General features: G+C 50.0%; 18 protein-coding genes and 2 pseudogenes. 11 read left to right on the top strand and 9 right to left on the bottom strand.

Translation table 11 applies throughout. The features are described from left to right. The first annotated feature begins 36 nt into the window (after positions 1-36). The 5 genes and pseudogenes from RAC90_RS20425 to RAC90_RS20405 all read left to right on the top strand — a co-directional run. Entirely contained in the window at positions 37-993 is a 957-nt protein-coding gene (locus RAC90_RS20425; protein WP_375124730.1) for an extracellular solute-binding protein, read from the top strand. Beyond that, complete coding sequence (locus RAC90_RS20420) at positions 990-2,996, top strand: iron ABC transporter permease (RefSeq protein ID WP_054634136.1); 2,007 nt, start codon at positions 990-992, stop codon at positions 2,994-2,996. The genes RAC90_RS20425 and RAC90_RS20420 overlap by 4 nt, the downstream gene beginning before the upstream one ends. Beyond that, positions 2,989-4,050 carry an ABC transporter ATP-binding protein gene (locus RAC90_RS20415; protein WP_014606777.1) on the top strand — a complete coding sequence of 354 codons (1,062 nt, stop codon included), beginning with the start codon at positions 2,989-2,991 and terminating at the stop codon, positions 4,048-4,050. The genes RAC90_RS20420 and RAC90_RS20415 overlap by 8 nt, the downstream gene beginning before the upstream one ends. Next, positions 4,047-4,844 (top strand): inositol monophosphatase family protein, encoded by a 798-nt coding sequence (locus tag RAC90_RS20410; RefSeq protein WP_022623065.1) that lies wholly within the window; start codon positions 4,047-4,049, stop codon positions 4,842-4,844. The genes RAC90_RS20415 and RAC90_RS20410 overlap by 4 nt, the downstream gene beginning before the upstream one ends. Before the next feature lie 247 nt (positions 4,845-5,091). Continuing rightward, positions 5,092-5,223 (top strand): annotated as a pseudogene (locus RAC90_RS20405) (IS30 family transposase); the annotation flags it as partial. A gap of 230 nt (positions 5,224-5,453) precedes the next feature. On the opposite strand, the gene RAC90_RS20400 reads toward RAC90_RS20405, so the two are convergent. Both RAC90_RS20400 and RAC90_RS20395 read right to left on the bottom strand, forming a co-directional pair. Then, the gene (locus tag RAC90_RS20400; RefSeq protein ID WP_324030707.1) at positions 5,454-5,759 is read right to left on the bottom strand and encodes a hypothetical protein; all 306 of its coding nucleotides are present in this window, start codon (positions 5,757-5,759) and stop codon (positions 5,454-5,456) included. Positions 5,760-5,834: 75 nt separating this feature from the next. Next, positions 5,835-7,499, bottom strand: coding sequence for a methyl-accepting chemotaxis protein (locus RAC90_RS20395; protein WP_324030708.1), 1,665 nt, complete (start codon positions 7,497-7,499; stop codon positions 5,835-5,837). 956 nt (positions 7,500-8,455) lie between these two features. Between RAC90_RS20395 and RAC90_RS20390 the strand changes: the two genes are divergently transcribed. Both RAC90_RS20390 and RAC90_RS20385 read left to right on the top strand, forming a co-directional pair. Continuing rightward, positions 8,456-8,731, top strand: a complete 276-nt coding sequence (locus RAC90_RS20390; RefSeq protein ID WP_324030709.1) for a hypothetical protein — start codon at positions 8,456-8,458, stop codon at positions 8,729-8,731. A gap of 98 nt (positions 8,732-8,829) precedes the next feature. Continuing rightward, complete coding sequence (locus tag RAC90_RS20385) at positions 8,830-9,360, top strand: hypothetical protein (RefSeq protein WP_324030710.1); 531 nt, start codon at positions 8,830-8,832, stop codon at positions 9,358-9,360. A 365-nt stretch (positions 9,361-9,725) separates the two neighbouring features. Here RAC90_RS20385 and RAC90_RS20380 read toward each other — a convergent pair. Then, positions 9,726-10,679: pseudogene (locus RAC90_RS20380) on the bottom strand (IS110 family transposase). A 45-nt stretch (positions 10,680-10,724) separates the two neighbouring features. On the opposite strand from RAC90_RS20380, the gene RAC90_RS20375 reads away from it, so the two are divergent. Both RAC90_RS20375 and RAC90_RS20370 read left to right on the top strand, forming a co-directional pair. Continuing rightward, a complete protein-coding gene (locus RAC90_RS20375; protein WP_375124736.1) occupies positions 10,725-11,621 on the top strand; it encodes an HNH endonuclease in 897 nt (298 codons plus the stop codon). Between the two features lie 12 nt (positions 11,622-11,633). Beyond that, entirely contained in the window at positions 11,634-12,110 is a 477-nt protein-coding gene (locus tag RAC90_RS20370; RefSeq protein ID WP_324030712.1) for a YrhA family protein, read from the top strand. 447 nt (positions 12,111-12,557) lie between these two features. On the opposite strand, the gene RAC90_RS20365 is transcribed toward RAC90_RS20370, so the two are convergent. From RAC90_RS20365 to RAC90_RS20340, 6 genes are all read right to left on the bottom strand, one after another. Next, complete coding sequence (locus tag RAC90_RS20365; protein WP_375124735.1) at positions 12,558-13,406, bottom strand: N-acetylmuramoyl-L-alanine amidase; 849 nt, start codon at positions 13,404-13,406, stop codon at positions 12,558-12,560. Between the two features lie 47 nt (positions 13,407-13,453). Then, complete coding sequence (locus RAC90_RS20360; protein ID WP_375124729.1) at positions 13,454-13,729, bottom strand: helix-turn-helix transcriptional regulator; 276 nt, start codon at positions 13,727-13,729, stop codon at positions 13,454-13,456. A 449-nt stretch (positions 13,730-14,178) separates the two neighbouring features. Beyond that, positions 14,179-15,198, bottom strand: a complete 1,020-nt coding sequence (locus tag RAC90_RS20355; protein WP_375124728.1) for a fimbrial protein — start codon at positions 15,196-15,198, stop codon at positions 14,179-14,181. Between the two features lie 12 nt (positions 15,199-15,210). Beyond that, complete coding sequence (locus RAC90_RS20350; protein WP_375124727.1) at positions 15,211-17,727, bottom strand: fimbria/pilus outer membrane usher protein; 2,517 nt, start codon at positions 17,725-17,727, stop codon at positions 15,211-15,213. Positions 17,728-17,787: 60 nt separating this feature from the next. Further along, complete coding sequence (locus RAC90_RS20345) at positions 17,788-18,426, bottom strand: molecular chaperone (protein WP_375124734.1); 639 nt, start codon at positions 18,424-18,426, stop codon at positions 17,788-17,790. 74 nt (positions 18,427-18,500) lie between these two features. Then, the gene (locus RAC90_RS20340; protein ID WP_375124726.1) at positions 18,501-19,022 is read right to left on the bottom strand and encodes a fimbrial protein; all 522 of its coding nucleotides are present in this window, start codon (positions 19,020-19,022) and stop codon (positions 18,501-18,503) included. Between the two features lie 415 nt (positions 19,023-19,437). Here RAC90_RS20340 and RAC90_RS20335 point away from each other — a divergent pair, with 415 nt between their 5' ends. Next, on the top strand, positions 19,438-20,316 hold the full coding sequence (locus RAC90_RS20335; RefSeq protein WP_375124725.1) for a transcriptional regulator: 879 nt from the start codon (positions 19,438-19,440) through the stop codon (positions 20,314-20,316). Further along, positions 20,306-20,776, top strand: coding sequence for a hypothetical protein (locus RAC90_RS20330; protein ID WP_240156264.1), 471 nt, complete (start codon positions 20,306-20,308; stop codon positions 20,774-20,776). Before RAC90_RS20335 ends, RAC90_RS20330 begins: the two co-directional genes overlap by 11 nt. The last annotated feature ends 34 nt before the right edge of the window (positions 20,777-20,810 follow it).

Below are 20,810 nucleotides of genomic sequence, written 5' to 3'. Positions count from 1 at the left end.
CCATTAACTGGATTTAAATGCAGGAGTGTGCCGACAATGAGTAAGGTGTTTTATTCCTTGGTCGCGTTGACCGTCAGCGCGTTATTAATGACGGGCACCGCCAGTTCTTCTGAGTTGGTGATTTACACGGCTCACGGTGAAACGACGACATCACCTGTCCTTGAGATGTTTAAAAAAGTGCATCCGGAAATTAACGTCACACTGGTAAGAGGCGGTACTGGCGAAGTGGTCGAAAGGCTGCGCGCCGAAGCAGGCAACCCTTCAGCCGATCTCCTGTGGGGCGGCCCCACACAGATTTATGATGAAAATGCGGCTCTGTTCCAGCCTTATGAGAGCAAAACAGACAGTGCAATGGTCACCGCAGATCCACGTCATATCTGGCATCCTTTTACCCTTCTTCTGCAACCCATCATCGTGAGTACGAAGCGTGTCCCTTCAACAGAAATGCCGTCCTCGCAGGCTGATATGGTGACAGGAAAATGGCGAAAACAGGGGACATTGATCATCCCCGATCCGGCCCGTTCGGGAACCGGTTATACCCTGATATCGGCGCTTGCCGGACAGTTTGGTTGGCCGTTTATCAGCAATTTGGTCAAAGGTGCACGGATCGCAGCAGGCTCCGATGATGCCTTCAACGCCGTCCGTGATGGCGAAGCCGCGGCAGGCTGGATAAACGAAGATTTGGGCGCTAAATGGAAAGCCAACGGACTGCCGATCAGCATTGTTTATCCCACTGATGCGGTGACCGGTCAGATTGATGCACAGGCTGTCGTTCAGGGCGCTCCTCATCCCAATCAGGCCAAACTGTTTATCGACTTTCTCGGACAGAAAGACACGCATGAAAAAGTCAGGGATCTCACGATACGTCGTTCAGCCCGCTCAGATGTCGCGCCTCCCGCTGCGCTTCCCGATCTGAGCACGCTCAATATTATCTCGCCACAGGACCCTAAACAGGTTGTCGTCGCACGTTTTCAGGCGGCGTTACCAAAATGAAAGGGCTTCGTGATTCATGGCGCTGGTTCACCGTCCTTATGCTGCTGTTCTGTGGAATAACCATCCTCTGGCCTCAGGCTCGCCTGCTCAGCGCATCATTGCTGAGCGACAGTGGCAAATTTACCCTTGTAAGTCGGGCTGGAGGGCTTGACGCCGTTCCGGAAATGACTCGCGACTATACGCTGAAAACAGATAAGGATGGCGTGACGGTGACAAAACGTGGCGATGAACCACTGCGTTTTGTCGCCTCGGGCACAAATAAAATAGTGATTCACAGTACATCGCCGCTCAGCGTTACCTCTGCAAGCCGCGGAGAAATGCATTTAGGCGTGGGCAGCGACACTTTACTCCTGACTCAGCAAGCGCCGCGAAGCCTTTTCAGTCGAACAGCGGCAAAATCGCTAACGGCTACCTTGCAGCCAGACGGAACAGTCATTCTCGGGCACGCGACGAATGCATTTATCACAGCAGAAAATCCGACGCTGACCTATACGCTCAGCCATTATTTTGCCTTTATTGCCACCAGTGAAACGCTGCACGCTACCCTGAACAGCCTGATGATTTCCTTTTTTGCCACGACGCTCGCCGCGTTAATTGGCGTTTCGCTGGCCTATATGATCGCGCGCTTCAGAATTGCAGGCGCCAACGCGCTTGTTTTCATGGTGACAATGGCATCGGTTTCTCCCCCTTTCCTTGGTGCCTATGCCTGGCGGCTTCTGCTGGGACGCAACGGGATTGTGACGACGTTGCTGGACTTGCAGACGTCAATTGTGGGCATTTATGGGGTCACTTGGGTCATCACCTGGCTGGTTTTTCCGGTTATATTTTTGCTCAGTTACAGCGCCTTTCGGCAACTGGATGCGTCCCATATTGAGGCAGCAGAGTCTCTGGGCGCATCCCCCTTACGTGCCCGTCTGACAGTGGAGATTCCGTTAGCCATGCCGGGAATCGTGACAGGGCTCTATCTGGCGATGATGGCGGCCCTGTCAGACTTCGGCACACCGCGCATCATTGGTCTTGATTTGAATGTCTTACCTGTACTGATCTATAACGCGTTTCTGAGTGAAGCGGGAAGAAACCCTGCACTGGCGGCCACGGGTTCAGTGGTTCTGGTTACGATTTCCAGCCTTTTTCTCATGATGCAGCAGCTCTATCTTTCACGTCGTGGGTATGCTGCCGTTTCATCACGGCGTCCCAAACAACGCGAACTCTCACGTGCAGGTCACTGCCTGACCCTTATTCTGAGCGGCTGTGTTCTGCTGCTGGCCTTTGTCCCGCACATCACTGTCCTGGTTACCAGCTTTGTTAAATGGCGTGTGGGCCTGCCAACGCTGACGCCCACGCTGGCTAACTATATAACCATGTGGCAAAACGGGTTGATGCCCGCATGGGTCACGCTGTCACTGGGTCTTTCGGGCACGCTGTTTGCCTTTGCCGGTGGACTGGGCGTGGCTTACGTTCTGGTGCGTAAACGCTACACATTCCTTGCGCCTTCGCTTAGCGGTCTTGTCATGTTGCCTTATGTTATTCCTGGAACCGTGCTGGGCATCGGGCTGATCCTGATTTTCAATCAGGCACCTCTGCAGCTCACCGGGACGTGGTTTATTCTGGCACTGGCTTACGTCGTCCGAAACCTGCCCTTTACCGTTAAAGCGTCTGAAGCCGCACTTCGCCAGGTTCATCCTGCTCTCGACGAAGCCGCCATCAGCTTAGGTGCCAGACCCGCTCGCGTTTTTCTGACCATCACGGCCCCGCTAATGCTGGCCGGGGCACTCACCGGTGCGACGCTGACTTTTTTACATATCGTCACTGAACTGTCTTCGACAATCGTCCTCTATCGTCCGCCCTGGAAGCCCATGACGGCCGTAATATTTGAAAACACGCTGGTCGATGCCGATTTTGGCATTTCTGCAGCCCAGACGATTTTGCTGATGCTGATTATCTATGTGCCACTTTATGCCGTTGTCCGCTACGGGCAGTCGGAGAGGAACAATTATGTCTGACATTCATCACGACGCAGCATCGCGGCGAGGCTGTGAGGTGACTATTCAGTCTGTATCAAAACGCTACAGCACGCATCTTGTTCTGGATGATGTCTCAATGACGATCCGACCGGGTGAGTTCTTTACGTTGCTGGGCCCGTCAGGCTGCGGTAAAACGACATTACTTCGTTCAGTGGCAGGCTTTCATGCGATTAACAGCGGCCACATCTTATTTGACGGCGTCGACGTGTCAACACGCGCCCCCTGGGACAGAAATATCGGTTTTGTCTTCCAGAACTACGCGCTGTGGCCCAATAAAACCATCTTCGATAACGTGGCTTACGGACTTAAGTTACGGAAAATCAGTAGAGAAGACATTCAAAAGCGGGTTCGCCTTGCACTGGCTCAGGTGCAGCTTCGCCATGTGGAAGACCGCTATCCGGCTGAAATGAGCGGCGGCATGCAGCAGCGCATCGCAATGGCCCGCGCACTTGTTATCGATCCGCCACTGTTGTTACTGGATGAGCCGATGTCCAACCTTGACGCAAAACTCCGCGTCTCGTTAAGGCAGGAACTGCGTGAATTACAGCAGCGCATCGGTGTGACCGCTATTTATGTCACACACGATCAGGAAGAGGCGTTGGCGCTGTCTGACCGCATTGCCGTGATGAAGGGAGGAAAAGTCGATCAGCTCGCCTGCCCGGAAGCGGTCTATTCCCGTCCCGAAACGCGCTTTGTGGCAGACTTTGTCGGTCAGGCCAACTTTATCGACGGCGTACTGGAAGACCAGGGCTTCAGACCGGATGACGGTCCTTTTTTAAACATCATCGATCCGTCACGCAGAGGACGAGCAACCTTTTTCGTGCGTCCCGAAAGCGTTCACTTTTGTGAGCCGGGCACTGGCGCCTGCGACGTGACCGTCACGGATGTACGTTATATTGGCCGCGCATGGGTTCACACCTTGTCATTCAGCCCCCTGCACAGCCTCTCAGCTGAAGCCAGCGCCCCTCTGCCGCGCGGCAAGCGAGTTGGCATTACGTTTGGCAACCCACGTTTTATGAAGGAGGAGGCATGACAAAAAATGACCTCGACAGACCTCGCCTTCTTCTGGCGGCGAAACGCGCAGCCCGGGCAGGCGGTGCTGAGCTGGTTAAGCGCTTTGGCAGTCTGGAAGACACCGACATCAGTAAGAAAGGCACCGCAGATTATGCTTCTGCCGCCGATCTGGCTGCAGAAAGCATCATCTTTTCGCGTCTTAACGAAGACGCGCCGGGTTTTGGTTTCCTGGGAGAAGAAACGGGGTTTACCCGCGGCCACCATGCGCAATACTGGGTCGTCGACCCGCTGGATGGCACCAGCAATTTTATCTGGGGTATCCCTTACTTTGCGGTCAGCATTGCGCTCTGCGATGACGAGGGGGAAATACTGGGCGTTGTATACGATCCGCTTCGGGAAGAGTGCTTTACCGCCATCAGAGGTCACGGTGCCCGCCTGGATGGTATGCCGCTTCCCGGTTTGACGGCGAAAACACCGGCTGAAGCACTATGCTCAGTCTCGCTGCCCGTTCCAGGCCAGTTAAAGGTGATTGACCGGGCGGTGCTGTTTAACGGCCTGGCGCGGCTTATGGCTGAAAGCGCAGGCGTCCGGCGACTGGGTTCGGCGGCGCTCGATCTTGCCTATGTCGCGTCAGGCAGACTGGACGCGTTTTTTGAGGACGGGTTGAGTTATTACGATATCGCCGCAGGAAAATTGATTGCCCAGGAGAACGGCATTCAGGTCAGGCAATTTTCTGGCGAAGAAGCCCGTGAAGGTTCGGTGGTAGCAGCGCGTCCTGAACTTTATGACTGGTTCCATCAACGCTTTTCATAACCCCTCAGTGAGCTATATCTACATGCATATATGAAGTGCGCACAGGCAAGATGTGTCAGCCCATAGCTTTTAAAACTATTGAGCACCACAGACCTCAAGTATGCATGTCAGTAGGGTTCGTTTTAACTTCTGACCCGACTTTGACCGGTGTCGCACATAACGGACTCAGGTATTCTTTAATGTCCGCTTGGTGCCAGAAGCGGAAGTAGCAAACAGCACTTAGTGTTGATAATGGGGAGCAGGTCAAACTGACTTATCGGTTCACAGACAGCAAAGACTAAACAGTGTTGCCAGACAGCTCAACGAGAGGCCAAGAAAAACGCTGGACTGTGAATCACCCGCAGAGCGTTTTGACCGATGTGTTGCGTCCATCGGTTGAACTCACAACTCAATGCGGACTTAAACCAGAGTAACCTTCTGCTCTGACATTACCGGCTCACAGATTTAAAGATAATCTAGAAGTTAATCAGTACCAGTGATTACTGTCTCACCTTGCTGGCTTCACTCTACTTCATCCGGATTAGTGGCAGGCGGACCCACTTGCGGGACTGAGTCGTCTTAATCTAATTACTGCTTAGTTAACGAAAACCATTTCAGCAATAATATTCTTTAACTCGTAAAGAAAAGACGCTTCAGATTACCCAGCATATTACCGAGCAGGACAAATGAACGCTGCTGGCTCATGATGTTGATAAATAAATCAGTATCTGCAGCTTTCAACCACTTTTCAAACCCTGCAATGCTATAAATGCGGGATACCTCTTCAAAGTATTGCCTCATATGTTCAAGATTGTTGAGATATACCGAAAGTGAAGGGTAGCTATGAGTACTCATCTGTTCCGTGATCGTGCAGATATGCTCATGAAGTACCACTAGCTCCCTGTGCTTTTCAGAAAAATCAGGATTAGTGTTCATTTCTCTTTCCTTTTTGAGTGCCGCGCGGATGCAGTCCGGTGAGCCGTCGGTTGTGACCGGCGGCTGTGTGTTTTATCAGAACTTCGTCCAGTTATCGTTGCTGCCGTGGTGTATGTCTGACTGTGGCGTTAATCTCACCGACTTCGCTAAAGGACTGCTGCTGTATGGTTTTACTTCGATCTTCCGGACTGATGCATCCTCACTAAACGTAAATGCAGCCACCAGACCGTTCAGTGCCTCAGCCTGCTCAGTCAGTGAACGAGCAGCGGCAGAGGCCTCTTCGACCAGCGCGGCATTCTGCTGCGTCACATCATCCATCTGATTGACCGCCTGATGTACCTGACCTATTCCCAGAGACTGCTCTTGCGCGGCAACAGAAATTTCGTCAATCAGGTCGGTGACCTGACGTACCGCATCATCCATGCGCGTCATGTTTTCACCAACATCGCTGGCCTGGGACGCTCCAGCCTCGACAAAAGCAATGGAGGACTCAATCAGCTCCCTGATGTCACGCGCTGAGGCGGAAGAGCGTTGCGCCAGGCTTCTGACCTCGCCAGCCACCACCGCAAAACCACGCCCCTGCTCGCCAGCACGCGCTGCTTCGACCGCCGCATTGAGCGCAAGAATGTTGGTCTGAAACGCCACGCCCTCAATCAGGGAAATGATGTCCGTAATTTTAGCCGAGCTGCTGCGGATGTCAGACATGGTTCCAATCATGGTACGAACCTTAACCGAGCTGTCATTCGATATCTCACGGGCATTTTTCGCAAGCTGGCTTGCCAGTCGGGTGTTTTCTGCCGTCTGGCGAACCGTTTCGCTGAGCTGGGACATGCTGGCGGCGGTTTCTTCCAGAGAAGCGGCCTGCTCTTCGGTCCGGGAGGACAAATCGTCATTGCCTGCGGCTATCTCGCCTGAAGAGGAACTGACTGAATGTGCTGCCTGCTCCACCGCATTCAATGAGGTGGCAACGTTACTTACCAGGTGGTTAAACGCCTTTGCAGTAAGCCCTATCTCATCCCGGCGTGAGTCGTCTGCCCTGAGGGTCAAATCCAGATGTTCACTGGCTCTCTCCATTACCGAGCGCATTCCGTTAAGATGTCGGCGAATAGACAGAATGGTTCTGACCGTGAAGAAGCCCAGTATCATAATGGCTGCAGCAGAGCCAGCAATGAGTGCCCACAGGGTCTGGTAATAGGTGCGGTTATTCTGGATGTTATAAGCATTGCCGATGTCAACGTTAAACTGACGTTGTTTCAGATAATCGGCAATCAGGCTGCGGGTCGTGGCGCCTACACCGTCATTACCCTGAATAGCGGGCAGGGCGACGTCATCATTCTGCGCTCTGGAGCCGGCAAGAAAAACCGGTAACCTGGCCCTGATTTCCTGAATTTTGGCCAGTTCCCCCTCCGTCATCTGCCGATCAGCCTCGTTAGAGACGTCCTCTTCTAGATAGTGGCGGGTATTTGTAATCAACTTGTCAATGCGCTCGTTTATTTCTTTTTCAAACTGTGCCTGCTGGGTGAGGCTTTTTGAACTCTGATGACGGTAAAGCCAGATAATAAGCATGTTGCTGCTGTTAATCAGATCATCAATGTCAGTTATGGAAGGAATGGTATTTTCCTGCACATACTGAAAACGGGTCTGGAATCCTGTAACCACGGATACGGAGGCCGTAACGATGGTAATCAGTGATATCGCCAGTAGTGAGAAAGTTAAAAAAAGGCGCTGTGAAATAGTCATGATTTGCTCCGGTTTTTTGAATATTAAGTAAGTCAGTGCTTACCTTCGTAGACAGTTTCGGAAGAAATCATGCCGACTTGAGTCTGAAGTGTACCTAGATGTGTAAACTGTGATTGTAGAAACAGTAAATTGTTAACTACAATTTTTCCTCTCGCTCCCTGAGATACGCTTATCTGTTTTTTCACTTCTTTGTCTGCTTTGTGCCAGGAGCGTACGTTGCTAGGATGTCGGTGTATTAATCAAAGGGGAGTAGGGCAGGATTTATTCTCATGTTTTATAAGAAAAAATGCTTAACTTTTGCAAAGAAGGAAGCAATTAATGGCCGATTTAATGTGGCAGTTTGATGACCAACCCAATACAGCAGTTATAGCGAATAGAAAAATATTTTCTTCAGGGGGATGAATATCTTATGTTTGTCACGATAGCGAGGATGGATGTTGGCAATTCCATATTAATCATCCAAAAGCACTAAATGAAGAGGATGCCGTTCTGGTAAGCCTCGAAAGCGTTATTAACCTGGATTTATCTCTAAATACTTTAGCTGATCTTCCTTTGGGATGGTTCGCATGGAGAGCTTCTGTGAAGGAAGTTTGGAAAAGGGCGCAAAAGAGTGATTAAAATCATGCTCTTTATTTTCATAAATTCCCAATAAAATTTAATGGAAACCCCTCTTGTAATACGAAATACCAGGTTTACTTATAATGATAATTCATCTTTAAATTCAACCCATTGCATTACATAAGTTCTGCAAATACTGTATGAGTGGCCTAAAACCTGATCCTGTATAACCCCACTATTGTGAAGAGACCTTAACGTTCGCTCTTCACTCATAACTGACCGCCAATCTGAGCTGACACCCCTATCACAACTCAGGTGTTGACGTACAATAATTATCTATATACAAACTGCCTCTTGGTGTAGTGATTAAAATATTTTTCGATGAATAGAGCGTCACAATGAAAAAATCTATCCGGTTTTTTACCCTATTATCTGTAGCAATTACATTGTCAGGATGCCTGCTGACGAATGATGCCGTTAACGGAAGATTCAAATATGAACCATCCCACAGCTATGCCTGGAATGTCTTTGTAGCATCCAAGCAGGATCCCTGGAAAGACAAGGATGTTTCGTCAGAAGATCTGAAGCTTTCCGGCAATAAACTCTATTACTGGGGAGCTCCAGATGATAGTTCTCCCTATAACCTGAGTAATCTTGATCTCCGAAGTTTATAACTGTATATCCACATGCAGGTTTCGCATCAGAAGATTGGGAGCGCTCGGGATTGATTGCCTGGCTTCCTCATGAGCTGGCCTCAGACCAGGAGTCGGCTATGCGCATGTACATTGATACAATGAGAAAGGCTACCGAAACGGCGTTCAGGAACGTGGAGATGGGAAGCACTGATAAGATTATGGAAGGAGGTTACAACAGTATTATTGACACATTTTTCAAAGGTAAAAATACAGGTAAAACTGTCTATATTGGGGTGAGTTTTACTGATGAGGGTCTGGGCTGTGTAGATGAATACAGATCAATGGTAAACAGACCAGACTGTGGTTATACCATGAGGCAGAGTGGCATTTCGGGAATATATGAAACGCCATCATTCCTGACACGCAATTCAGACGGAAAACGTTACCTGTTCAGTGGTGTAATGGGGGCTAGCTCGCTGGATGTCAGTGCGCTGTCCCGCGGAGATGTCTTTAATACGCCAGAGCTTGCCCGAAAACGTCTGCGCGTTTTGCAAAAGCTAAGTAAAGAGCTGCCAGAATGGGTATTTATTTACCAGGCAGCAGAGCATGAATACGGGTTACCAGCACTCATTATGAATAAGGGAGTAACATACTTTTTCATCAGATAGTGAGTAATAAGGTTATATGGTTAAAGCCGCCGACAACTGGCCGAGCAAGACAGGAAATCCTTTCCGGGGCCGCCGCTTAAATATCCCCATCCAGAACCAGTAGTCGGGCCGTGTGCACAGCGGCTCAATTACCCTGCGAACAGCCACGACGGTGAAAAGAACATAGACAGCACCGATCCGGCATTCATCGGAGAAGACACAGGCCTACTACTTTTGAGTTGCGCGTGGACGTGGGTATTCATTCAGCGGGCCTATCCATTCTGATGTTTTCGTTTCATTGCAAAAGTCCGTTCCTCGCTCATAGCGGACTACGCCCGGTTGCCCTCATGAGCGCTTCAGTCGGTAAAGTGTCAACTCAACCTGAGTCAGGAATTCAGCGCAGCACGCGGGCCTCCGTCACAAAAAGCCGTTCCCGTCTTCAGGACGCCATAACACCAGTGAACCATTTTTCGCATCAGTGCACCAATGGCCACCATCTTGGGTTTTCCCCGCAGGCACATTTCCTCGTAAATGTTACGCATACGTTTGTTATGAATCTTTCCGCACAGGGCTGACATGTAAAGTTTGGCTCTCAGCTGAGGCGGGCCGATTTTAGACATGCGTGGACGTCCCCGGACCGAGGTACCGGAACGCTTCCCGACTGGCACCACGCCCAGAAAAGCCGCCGCCTGGTCTGCTGATTCAAAGTGATGGCTGCGGAGCACAACCAGCATGTGCATCCCCAGTTGGGGCCCGACAGATTTAATAGACGTAAGCAGCGCATAATCCCGTTTAAGGTCAGGACTGGCCTAAATATGCGCCTTTATCTGCCGTTCGATATTTTTTACCTCTTCGCGTAACAGTTGAGCCATCCTGATGCATGAACTGATGACGTCTGCAGGCGTGTCGGTAGACTGATATTTTTCAAGCCTGTTTTCCTCCCGCACGGCGTCAGCGAGTATTACATCCCGCCGACGCAGAAGTGCGCTGAGATGCCTGATATCCGCTGCGGGCGGCTCCCAGCGGTGCGGTTTTTTCAGCAGCGCGTAACAGGCGAGCATATACGCATCCACTTTGTCCGTTTTGGTCATAATCCCCATGCCACGGGCAAACTCCCGGCTGCGGTGAGGGTTGGCCAGAGACAAATAAAAACCCGCATCGTGCAGGGCAGTGGCCAGCCGCTCGTGATAGACACCGGTGGCCTCCATCACCACATGAACATCTTCCGGTCCACAGTGCTGAAGTCTCAGCCAGCGGCTGATGTTCTCAACCGCACTGCGATCATTCGCAGGAGAGGTGAAATAAATTACAGAGACCAGCCGCCTGCGCAGAGACAACATGAAGAGAAAAGGTTTCTCCATTTACTTCAGACTGGCGAAATCGTGATGTTGGATCGGTTTTCCTTACCGGGGGAGCTTTTCTATATCAATGGCGAAGGCAATCTCATCTGCAAAAGAGCCTGGGTTTATAACTCTAATGGTGCAGAACGCATCATTACGGAATTTTGTAAGTCAGTGCAGCGCAGAGCGAACCAGTATAAGAACGGAAAACCAAGGCCAACAACGTTTATGACAAGATCGTATGTGACATCACCTAATCAGTATGCACAGACGACAAAAAAACCCGAAACGTTTGGTACCATAAACAGCAAAGCGGCTGGTCGTCTTCTGGCTGCGGGAGCGATTTATAATCAGAATCCTGAAATGTATGCCGACACCGCCCGAAAGCTGGGAGAAGATGCTGCTGCAGGTTTCAGTGAAGTGCTGAATCAGCAGACTGCAGGCTCTCTTATAGCACTGAGTTCAATACTGGCCATGGGTCGCGCTGCTGTTCATCCGACGTCGATCGCAGAGCTCGAGAAGCTCAAAAATTATCTGGGCACTTATAAAGGCGAGAAAAATCTGCTGAGTAACATTGATGTGGTAAAAATGGATTACATCAAACGGCCAGCGGCTGAACGAATGGTTTTACGTAACCAGTTCGACAAGGTGCGAAAATCTTTTCTGAAGGAAATTTCTGACAACCCTGACGTGAAAAGCCGGTTAAGCACGGATGACCTTACCCGAATGGCGAAGGGAAATAACCCCGTTAACTGGGATGTGCACCATAAGCTTCCTCTTGATGACAGTGGAACGAATGACTTCAGTAATTTGGTATTAATCAGTAAATCACCAGAACATGCCATGTTTACAACTACTCAGCAGCGCATTTCGCGATCCATCGCGTCAGGTGGTCCTACTGAAGTTTTATGGCCCGTACCAAAAGGTGTGATTTACCCATAGGGAGACAATGTCATGCTCAACACTGAAATGTCATGTGTAATTAATAACACTGTGGATTTGGCTCAAAAACTCGGTTATCCCGTGCATCCACCTTTTAAGGCACCCAAACCTGTTGAGGGGATCACTGGAGACTTGAAAGCTGAGCTGCAGAGTTTCTGGTCACAATACCTGGAATTTGTCGCCGGTGTTGATGGCTTCAGCATTGACGGTCATTCGATCTTTGGGCTGACGAGCCATGGTGATGAAAATAATGGCCTGTCTGAGTACAACGCTGAGTTATCAGGAACAGAGAGTGCTGAAGAAGGAAACAGAGGGTTTATATGGATCGGCACGTCAGGGACTGACTGGTATGTATATAACATTCCAGCTAATTCCTGGGAGATCAGAGACAGGATTGCAATTGACGAGGTTTATGATTCTTTCACAAATTTCCGTGATTTGCTGATGAGCATCTTAAATCGAATTAAAGAAGCGAATGACTTGGCTTGATTCTGTCCATGCAGAATCATAGGACAAGCTCACAGTTCTATTTGCAGAACAGGTTGGAACGCAGATAAGCAGCGGGACAGTAAAAAACACTGCAACCAATTGATATTTAACATAAATAGCATTATGCGCACCTTGTTGAATTAGTTCAGAGATGCTTCTTTTAGCTTTGTTGACCGGTCCCCCCGGTCTGCACTTTGCTTTACATGCGGCGTACCAAGGATCCGTGCCCGGCGTTCACCGTCGGCGAGCCTTACAAGCACTACGACGTCTCTCTTAGCCTCAATAACACGACGTCTGAAACGCTCTCTCACCGCACTGATATTCATGACTGATAAAGCCTGACTGTCATCTTAATTTACTGGACCGTAACCGTCCGGTGGTCAGGTCGTCACTGACTCTCCGCCATCAGGTAGGCGCAGCCAGGAGGCTGCGAACAGGACTGGCAGATTAATGAGGAGCAGGGCGGTACTGCTCATCAAGCGCCTGAGCTATGGCCTCGGTTTCTGCATCGGGTATGCCGTCAATATTTCCCTGCCTGAAATGCATCTGAAATGCGCTGATGGTTTTTCGGGTATCATCATCCAGGACACCACTGAGCGGGATCTGATCGTAACCATACCGCCTGAGCAACGTCTGGATGTTCAGGACATTCGCAGGAGCGTTCATTGCACGCCCGTCCAGATACTTTTGCACACGTTCTGGATCAGGCCACGCCCCTACGCCATGAGCGGCCAGCGCTTTCCAGGGGAAAAGTTTTCCAGGATCCTGTTTACGCAGTGGCGCGATATCACTGTGGCCGAGCACGTTATCCGGTGTGATGTTATAACGCCGTATAATCTCTTTAGCCAGGGCTGTCAGGGCATTAATCTGCTGCTCACGATAAGGATACCAGGTCTTTTGTCCCAACATATCTTCTGTAAAACCGGGATTCACAATCTCAATACCAATCGCGGAATCATTCAGGTTGACCTGACCGTTCCAGTTGCTCACCCCGGCATGCCAGGCTCGTCTTTGTTCTTTGACCAGCCTGTAGACGATCGGTTTGCGAGTACGGCTGTCAACACGGTCAGAAATCAGGTAGTGCGCACTGACATTTTTTCCGGAAAGCAATTTTAGCGAGGTGGCATCGTCGACCGCAGTGTAATGAAACACCAGAAAACGTATCCGCTCATTCTGTGCGGCAGAAGAATGTGTATCATCCAGCAAATAATCCTTTATGCTCACTCGCTGAGGCGTTTGCTTACTGCAGCCCGCGAGAGCGGTGAAACAGAATAAGCCAGTGAGTGATAATTTCATCCATCGTTTAAAGTTAAACATAATAAATCCCTTGTTTTATACTTCCATTAATTCTTCAACGTCACAGGAGTACTCCGGCGCAGAATGCTGAATTCTGCGCTGCGCCCCTGATATACGGCTCTGTTTTCCAGGAACCACTGAATAAACTCATTATTGTTTTTCACTCCTACCTTTCTCATAACCCGCCTCTTATAATAGCTGACGGATTTCTCTTTTAGTCCTGTCCATTCAGCTATCTGCCTTAAATTCATACCTGTCATAAAAAACCATGAAACAGCAATTTCATTTTCGGTGAATGTTATGTAGCGCCGGGTGTTATCCATAAACGTCAAAATTCCTCCATTTTTATTACGGATTAATAAACTTGTGAATGTCTTATGGCAAGCTCGATAAGCCAGTAAGAATATAAAAATAAATGTTATTTCATGACATCAACTAAAATGACCAGCGTACGGCACCTCCAGTCCTCGCGCTCTTCAGAATATAATAATCAATCTAATTACTTTCGTTATATTTTTCATGTTATGTACATAAGTGAAAATTATTATAAAATTTCAACCCTTAAATTACCGCCATGCTCAACCCTTCCCAGGGTTCACTAAAAACTGGCACAAATAACAACCAGAAAAAGTCGCATCAGATTCCAGAGGTTATTATTCCCCTGAAAGGGGAATTTTATAAACCCGGCCATTTTTATTCAGTGTATTATGTTCCTACAGATATATGGCAACGATGCGACACATTAATCACATGCATAAAACTCAGCCAGTAACTATTGATAAGTCATCGTGAACGTCGCACTGGCATTTGCCGAGCCTGGTTCAATGTTAAGACCAGTCTGATAGTACCTTGCCTGAAAAGGGATGTTGTATGCGCCTTCTGTAGGGACCGGTCCCAGATTGAGCGGTATAGCAATCGGCAGTGGCACATTAGAGTGAAGTAACTGAATCCCCACTCCTGTTGCACTGCCTTCGCCCCCGTTCAGCTTAAGTACGCCCTGCGCGGCGTTCTGGACGATGCCGTCTATTTGAACACTGACGCGGGTGCCGACATTGCAGTCGAGCGGTATCGAAAAACTGCGGGTGTTAGCGTCACCGGGCCAGGTCCCCAGGCCCCCGAATGCCCGCTTTTGCACTGCCCCCATCGGAACTTGAATTGTAGTATCGGTCACCGTACAGCCGGTGTTTGTAACATTGAAATCGGCAATATTGATGCCTGCTCCGGGCTGCACCCAGCTTGTCGAATTATTACGCAGGATGAAAAAACCAACCCTTCCACCTAAAACTGTCCCGGTCCCGGTTGACTGTGCTGTTTTATAAAACTGTATTCTGGCCTGAGCGGTGAGATTCAGAGTAGTGAAAAGGGCTAAGCCGGTACAAAGGCGTTTGTCATTGGAAGAGCCGTCAATCGAAGCAGTGCCATCAACGTAACCGGTTTTACGCGGGCAGACATTGAGAGTGGTTGCGCCCACCGCATATCCTATGCCAGGTACATTGGTGCTGTAGACCCGGCGCCCGTCAATAGTGGTAATATAGGTTCCAATCGCTTCAACACCAAATTCCTGTTTGGTGATGGCGGGAGCCGGCGTATTTGAACAGTGATAAGTCTGTACCACCCCTGAGACCAGTTCACTGCCAATAGGCGAGCCGACGGGCAGGTTCCTCGGTACAGCAAGGGGTTTGGGCGTAAGAACACTCGACGGTGTAGTTGTTGCACACGAATAAGCCTGTGCATCAGTGGCCGCCAGTGCGAGCAGGCCGGCAACGGCTGTTAACATTACTTTTTTCTTCATGATTATTTTCCTTTACCGGCATGTTGCCGTGATGAATTGCACGGACGGTCCGGCTGTACCAGTGTCATAAGTGGCTTCACAGTGGCCGCCCTGCCAGTGCACCATGACGGTACCGCGCTGTGGCACGCCGCTCAGGTAGACCTGCTGCTGATCGTCCACAATACCCGATGCTGTCTGGCGGCCGCGGTTAATGGTGGCTGAGGCGCCAAAAGGTACCGGGACCGAAGAATTAAGAGTCAGCATTATTTTCTGCCCGTAACGGGTCGGGAAGTCAGCCAGAACCAGTGCACCCTGTCCGGGCACCACCGTACGGGTGTCGGTCGTGATGTCCGCATTTTCAGCCAGTGTATCGGTGTTCAGCCTGACGATATTGCGGCGATAGGGCGTGACGTAGGGCACCACGGCATAGCCCCTCCGGTCAGTGTAAACGCCGGTATTGTTTTCAACTTTGATGCCCGATGCCTTATCTGCCCTGACCAGGGCCATGGTATCGCCCAGCGGTTGGGACAGCGTCAGGCCGTAAGGATGGACAATAATGCCGCCCGAGGTGCCGTAGTTAAATTGTCGCGTCTGCTGGCTGTAGTTGTAGCCCGCCTGATATTCTCCAAAAGAGGCTTTATAATCCGCCGTTGCGCTCCCGGAGAGGTCTCTATCTCTGCTGTCAAAGCCCTGCTGAACGTTATAGCTCAGATTATGGTCGGCGAGGGCGGTACCTGAGATACCTGCAGACGTCACAGATGCGCCGTGGCTGGCATGGCTCGCAGACAGGTTAAGCCAGCTGGTCGGAAGAAAACGATCAAACGGGATCTGCAAGGTCAGCGATACCACCCTGTCTTTCTGGCTGTAGTAAGGGGACTCAGACCACGCATAGTTAAGCGAATAATTTATGGCCCTGACGCTCCCGCTGTACCCAATGCTCAGGTTGGTTTCCCGTCCGCTGATCCCCCAGTACTGCTGCTGATAGGCAGAGGCGTAAAGGCTGCCGTAGTCACCCAGCGTCTGGTTGATGTTGAGTTGCGCGCGGCTACGTTTGTTATGCTGATGCCGCCAGTAGACATAGTTACGCTGTGCCTGAGACAGTTCAGACCCGGTCAGGTCGTCTGTACGCGGATTCGGCGGCAGGGAGTCGTAATAACCATTAGCTTCGCTGAAATCCAGATAGCCGGAAGTGGAGTACCGGTATCCAGCCAGCGTGAAGGTGGTGCCGCTGTCCGAAAAGGCTTTCGAGTACTGAAAGCGAAACGAGGCACCGCGCCGGTAAAAGTCATCCAGTTTCGCCTGTGCCCATGTTCCGTCTGCTGACACCGAACCCAGGCTTCCCAGCCCTTTTCCCAGCCCGAGACTGCCTGCCGTATAGTCTCCGGATAACACTGTTCCGCCGTAAAGCGTTGCGGCATGCGGCAGGCCATATATACCCGTTGCCTGCATAAACGCCGGCTCACGCCGGCTATAGTTAGCCGCTGCCGCCACCCGGTATTTACCTGCCGTAACGGAATATTTAAAACGGCCCTCACGCTGCATAATTGGGACGGCAGAGAAAGCCTGAATAAACTGACGCACCGTGCCGTCAGCCTCGCGAACAGACACGCTCAGGTCACCGCTTGACGACGTCGGATAAAGGTCAGTAATGGCAAAAGGGCCGGGTGGTACATAAGCCTGGTAAATAACGTTACCGTCCTGCCGGACAGTAATGCGTGCATTACTCTGCGCAATACCGCGCACCACCGGAGCAAAGCCCCGCTGGCTCTCAGGCAGCATGTTATCATCTGACGCTATCTGTGCTCCCCGGAAAGCGAAGCTGTCAAACACATCTGACGGCGTATAGCTGTCGCCCGCAACAAACTGCGCCTTCATACTCTTTACGTCACGCTGTACATACGTACTGATGCTGTTCCAGTGCCGCGTCCGCTCAGCATCTGACCAGGAGGAGGTATTACGCAGACGCCAGGCGTCCAGATTCACTCCGCTGCGCAGGCTAAGGTAATTGCTCTGTTCACTCCCGTTGCGGTAGTTGCCGTGGCTACTGGCACCGGTATAGGCATAGTTTACAAATGCCGCGGGCAGCCCGTCATCCCACTCGTCAGGGGAAACGGTTCCCTGAGCGGACTGTTGCACATACTCCTGCGGGATACTGATGTCGAGGCGCCGTCTGGCAAAGTCATAGCTGAGCCTGCTGTCAGGCAGATAATCATTAATAGGCCTTCTGAGTCTGCCGCTGCCAGCGCGGGAAAACTCAGACGTAACTCCCGGACGAACGCCCCACATCACCAGATCTTCCCGGCGGATATCCGGCACGAGACCTTTTTTACCCAGTCTGAAATTCAGGATCCTGTTTGCCACGGCGTTACCGTTCAGGTATATCTCCGTGCGGTACTGCCCCGGCATCTGCCCGCCAGGACGCTCTAGGGATGACAGATCGATATTGCCAGTCTGCCCGCCGCGCTTTTCTATGGCGTCAGGGTCAAAATAGTCCTCTGCATTCGCCATACGGACTGTCAGCGACATCAGGATAAGACATGCCACTGTCATTTCGCGCCGGAGGTGTTGGCCTGTGAGAATCGTGAATAACATTCTGTGTTAAATACCGGGTCAGATTTTCGTCTTTCTGACGTCTGTGATGCCACCAAAATCATTAACAGTTCGCCACGAGACAGAACCGGAAGCTCCTGCCGGCACGTCAATGGCCTGTTCAGACAGAGGCTTAAGTGTGGGTGGCTTTTTGACCTGCACTCCGCCAACGCTGATGTCATAAAATGAGATGTGGTAAGGCGTAGGGTTTGAAACATAAACCTTTCCGCCGCGTCGGGTGAAAACCAGTTTTTCATATGCCGTCACCGGATTGCCACTCAGCCCGGCTGGTCGGTAAAAAAGCTTGATTACGCTTTTAACGGTGATGAGCAACTGATTCATCTCATCTTTTGATGTGCTGGGCACAGACTTGATACTGAGCCAGAACATAGACTCGCGATCTGCAGGCAGCGGCTGGCCTGTGTATACCACTCTTACCGAATTCTGGGAGTGGGGTTCCAGGCGGAAAAGCGGCGGTGTGGCGATGAAGGTTTTATCCCCGTCAGCAGATGATGGATCTTTGTCGACCCACGCCTGAATCAGGTAGGGCCTGCCATCGGGATTATTCACACTGATAGCCGCCTGCCGGGCATTGCCCTGGTAAATGAGCCGGGTACCACCTATCTCAACGCCCGCCTGGCTGGCAAGTGACGTTGTCATCAGGCACAGTGTCAGCAACAAACGCAGCATACATTTTTCTCCGTAAATTAATGAGCCGCGAACGGCTCACAGGATCAGTTGTAAGCAACGGTAAACGTCGCCGCTGCGTTCGCACTACCCGCCCCCACCGTTGCAGCGGTGGAGACATACTTGGCGATGAAGTTGAGTGCATTAGTTGATGTTGAGGAAAGTGTAACCGGCGCGGAGGGAGTGCCGACTGGGATCAGCGTGTTACTGTCCTGCTCATAAATACCTACGCCAACATTGGTTGCGGTCTCTCCGGGACTCAGCGCAAGCAGACTGCTGTTACCGCTGGCCTGCGGGCCATCAAACCGGACGCTGGCTGTGGTGGCAGCCGCAGGACAGTCCGACAGCTTAATGGTAAAGCGGGTCGCTGAAGCGGTCGCGCCGGAAGAGTTGAATGCGGTTGCGGCAACCTTGCCCAAGTTCACGGGCTGATTTCCCGATGCGGTATCCACTTTGCAGGCCGTATCAGTGATTGAGCCTGTAAAGTTAATTGTGCCGTCTGCTGCAGATGCGCTTCCGCAGACAACCGCAGCAATTAGAGCACTGGTAATGAGTGTGATGTTTTTCATTTCAGCAATCCTTTTTTGTTCGATAAAAGTTCATAATTCCGCAGTAATTCATACTGCAACGCGGTGAATAACACGGATGCTAATTTCGTACGGGTGTTGAAATTAGGTCACAAATCTTATGCCGGAAAATTCGCATGCGCACCTTTGAATTTCTCTAAATTTGTTTAAATATCTACTTTTTTATATATCCAAATTAATATCCTTTTTAATCAAAGTCTTAACATGATATTTGTATGTGATTTCAATCAACCCGTGATAACAGACAGGAAAAAAAAGAGATGTGATTTGGCTATTTTAAATTGATTTGGGAAGACTTCAGATTTATGCTTTCATCCGTTAAAAATATTTCCCCCGCAAATTAGGCATATATTTAATGTGGGTTTAATGATGACTTATTTCACTGGTGGAGCACGTCTTGAGCAGGAAAATTATTCTTAACAGTTTTCTTATTTTTGAGCCGGATAAAAAAAGAATAACCGGTAGGGGAAACCCGGCGGTAATCAGCGCATCCGCATCATTGTGCCTTGAACTGCTCATTGACAATGTGGGTCAGTTGGTCACGCATCAGCAGTTCTATGACTATGTATGGCGCCGGTTTGGTACAGAACCGGCGTCAACGACGCTTTACCAGAATATCTCAGCACTGAGGCGTGCTTTTTTAAAAGCCGGCCTTCAGGAAGATATCATCAGGACTATGCCCCGAAAGGGTTTCCTTCTTTCTCCAAAGACAACCGTGCAGAAAGAGATGACTTCTCCATCTCCTGCCATGAGCACTGTGCCGGAAGATGAGCAAGGCGTTTCTGAAGTGGGTCAGGACACGGTTGAACAGCATGTCGCTAAAGAAGGGATTCAGACATCGCAGTATGAACTAAAACCTGAAACTGAAAACAGGCATCAGTTGCGTTTATTGCCTGTCAGGCGCCGTTTTCTTACGGCCCGCGTCTGGACAAGGAGATTTATGGCCATGGCCTCGCTGATTGTTCTGACAGCTTTGCTTTTTAATTTTTTTCATATCAGGACTGTACAGAATGACGAAGATGCCTTGTTTATTTACAGTACGAATTACAAAGGCTGCACTCTGTTCAGTAAAACAGATGCTCTGATGAGCAAAGAAGAGGTTGTAAAAAAGGCTGAGCAGCTGGGGATCAACTGTAAGGCCGCGCCTTACGTCTATCTTACCGCCTATAAAAATGCGGACAGACTTTCTTACTTCATGTGTCAGCATCCGCTTAACACCAGTATGAAGGCAAACTGCAATTCATTTTATTACATAAAGAATTTTAATGATGAATAAAATTATCGCTGTCGTTGCGTTTATAGCAATATGTTGTTTGCTTTATCTTTTTTATCCTGCCAACAGGGAGGAGGGGGATGCTGTATCCTGTAAGGCCAGTGTTTCCTATTTCTGGGATAAAGAGCGGCTTGATCTGCTTATCTCACAGAACATGCATAACGGAAAAGGATTTCTGTCAGTATCGGGCATCAGTTATCACAGAGATAATACAAAAAGCTACCTGGACAAGTCTGTTTCCTTTTCATATCGGCAGAATGGGGACATATATAATTTTAAATCGGAAATGATTATGGACTCTCCTCAGATGACCATGAGCCTCAGTGAGGAGAAAGGGTGGTTTCCCGAATTTTTTACAAATAAGGGAGAAACTCTGTTACTGAAAATAAGACCTTACGGTAAAAGAGCCTGGCTGTTTTACGCCGGAAACAGCCCTCTTTTTGTCTGTGAAAAAAATCAATGACTGTTTTACCTCTCTCAGTCATGGCGTCACTCTG

Origin of the sequence: Pantoea sp. CS_6, assembly GCF_041954745.1 — a bacterium.
Taxonomy (GTDB): Bacteria; Pseudomonadota; Gammaproteobacteria; order Enterobacterales; family Enterobacteriaceae; genus Pantoea; species Pantoea stewartii.
This window is presented reverse-complemented; position numbering and strand designations above follow the sequence as displayed.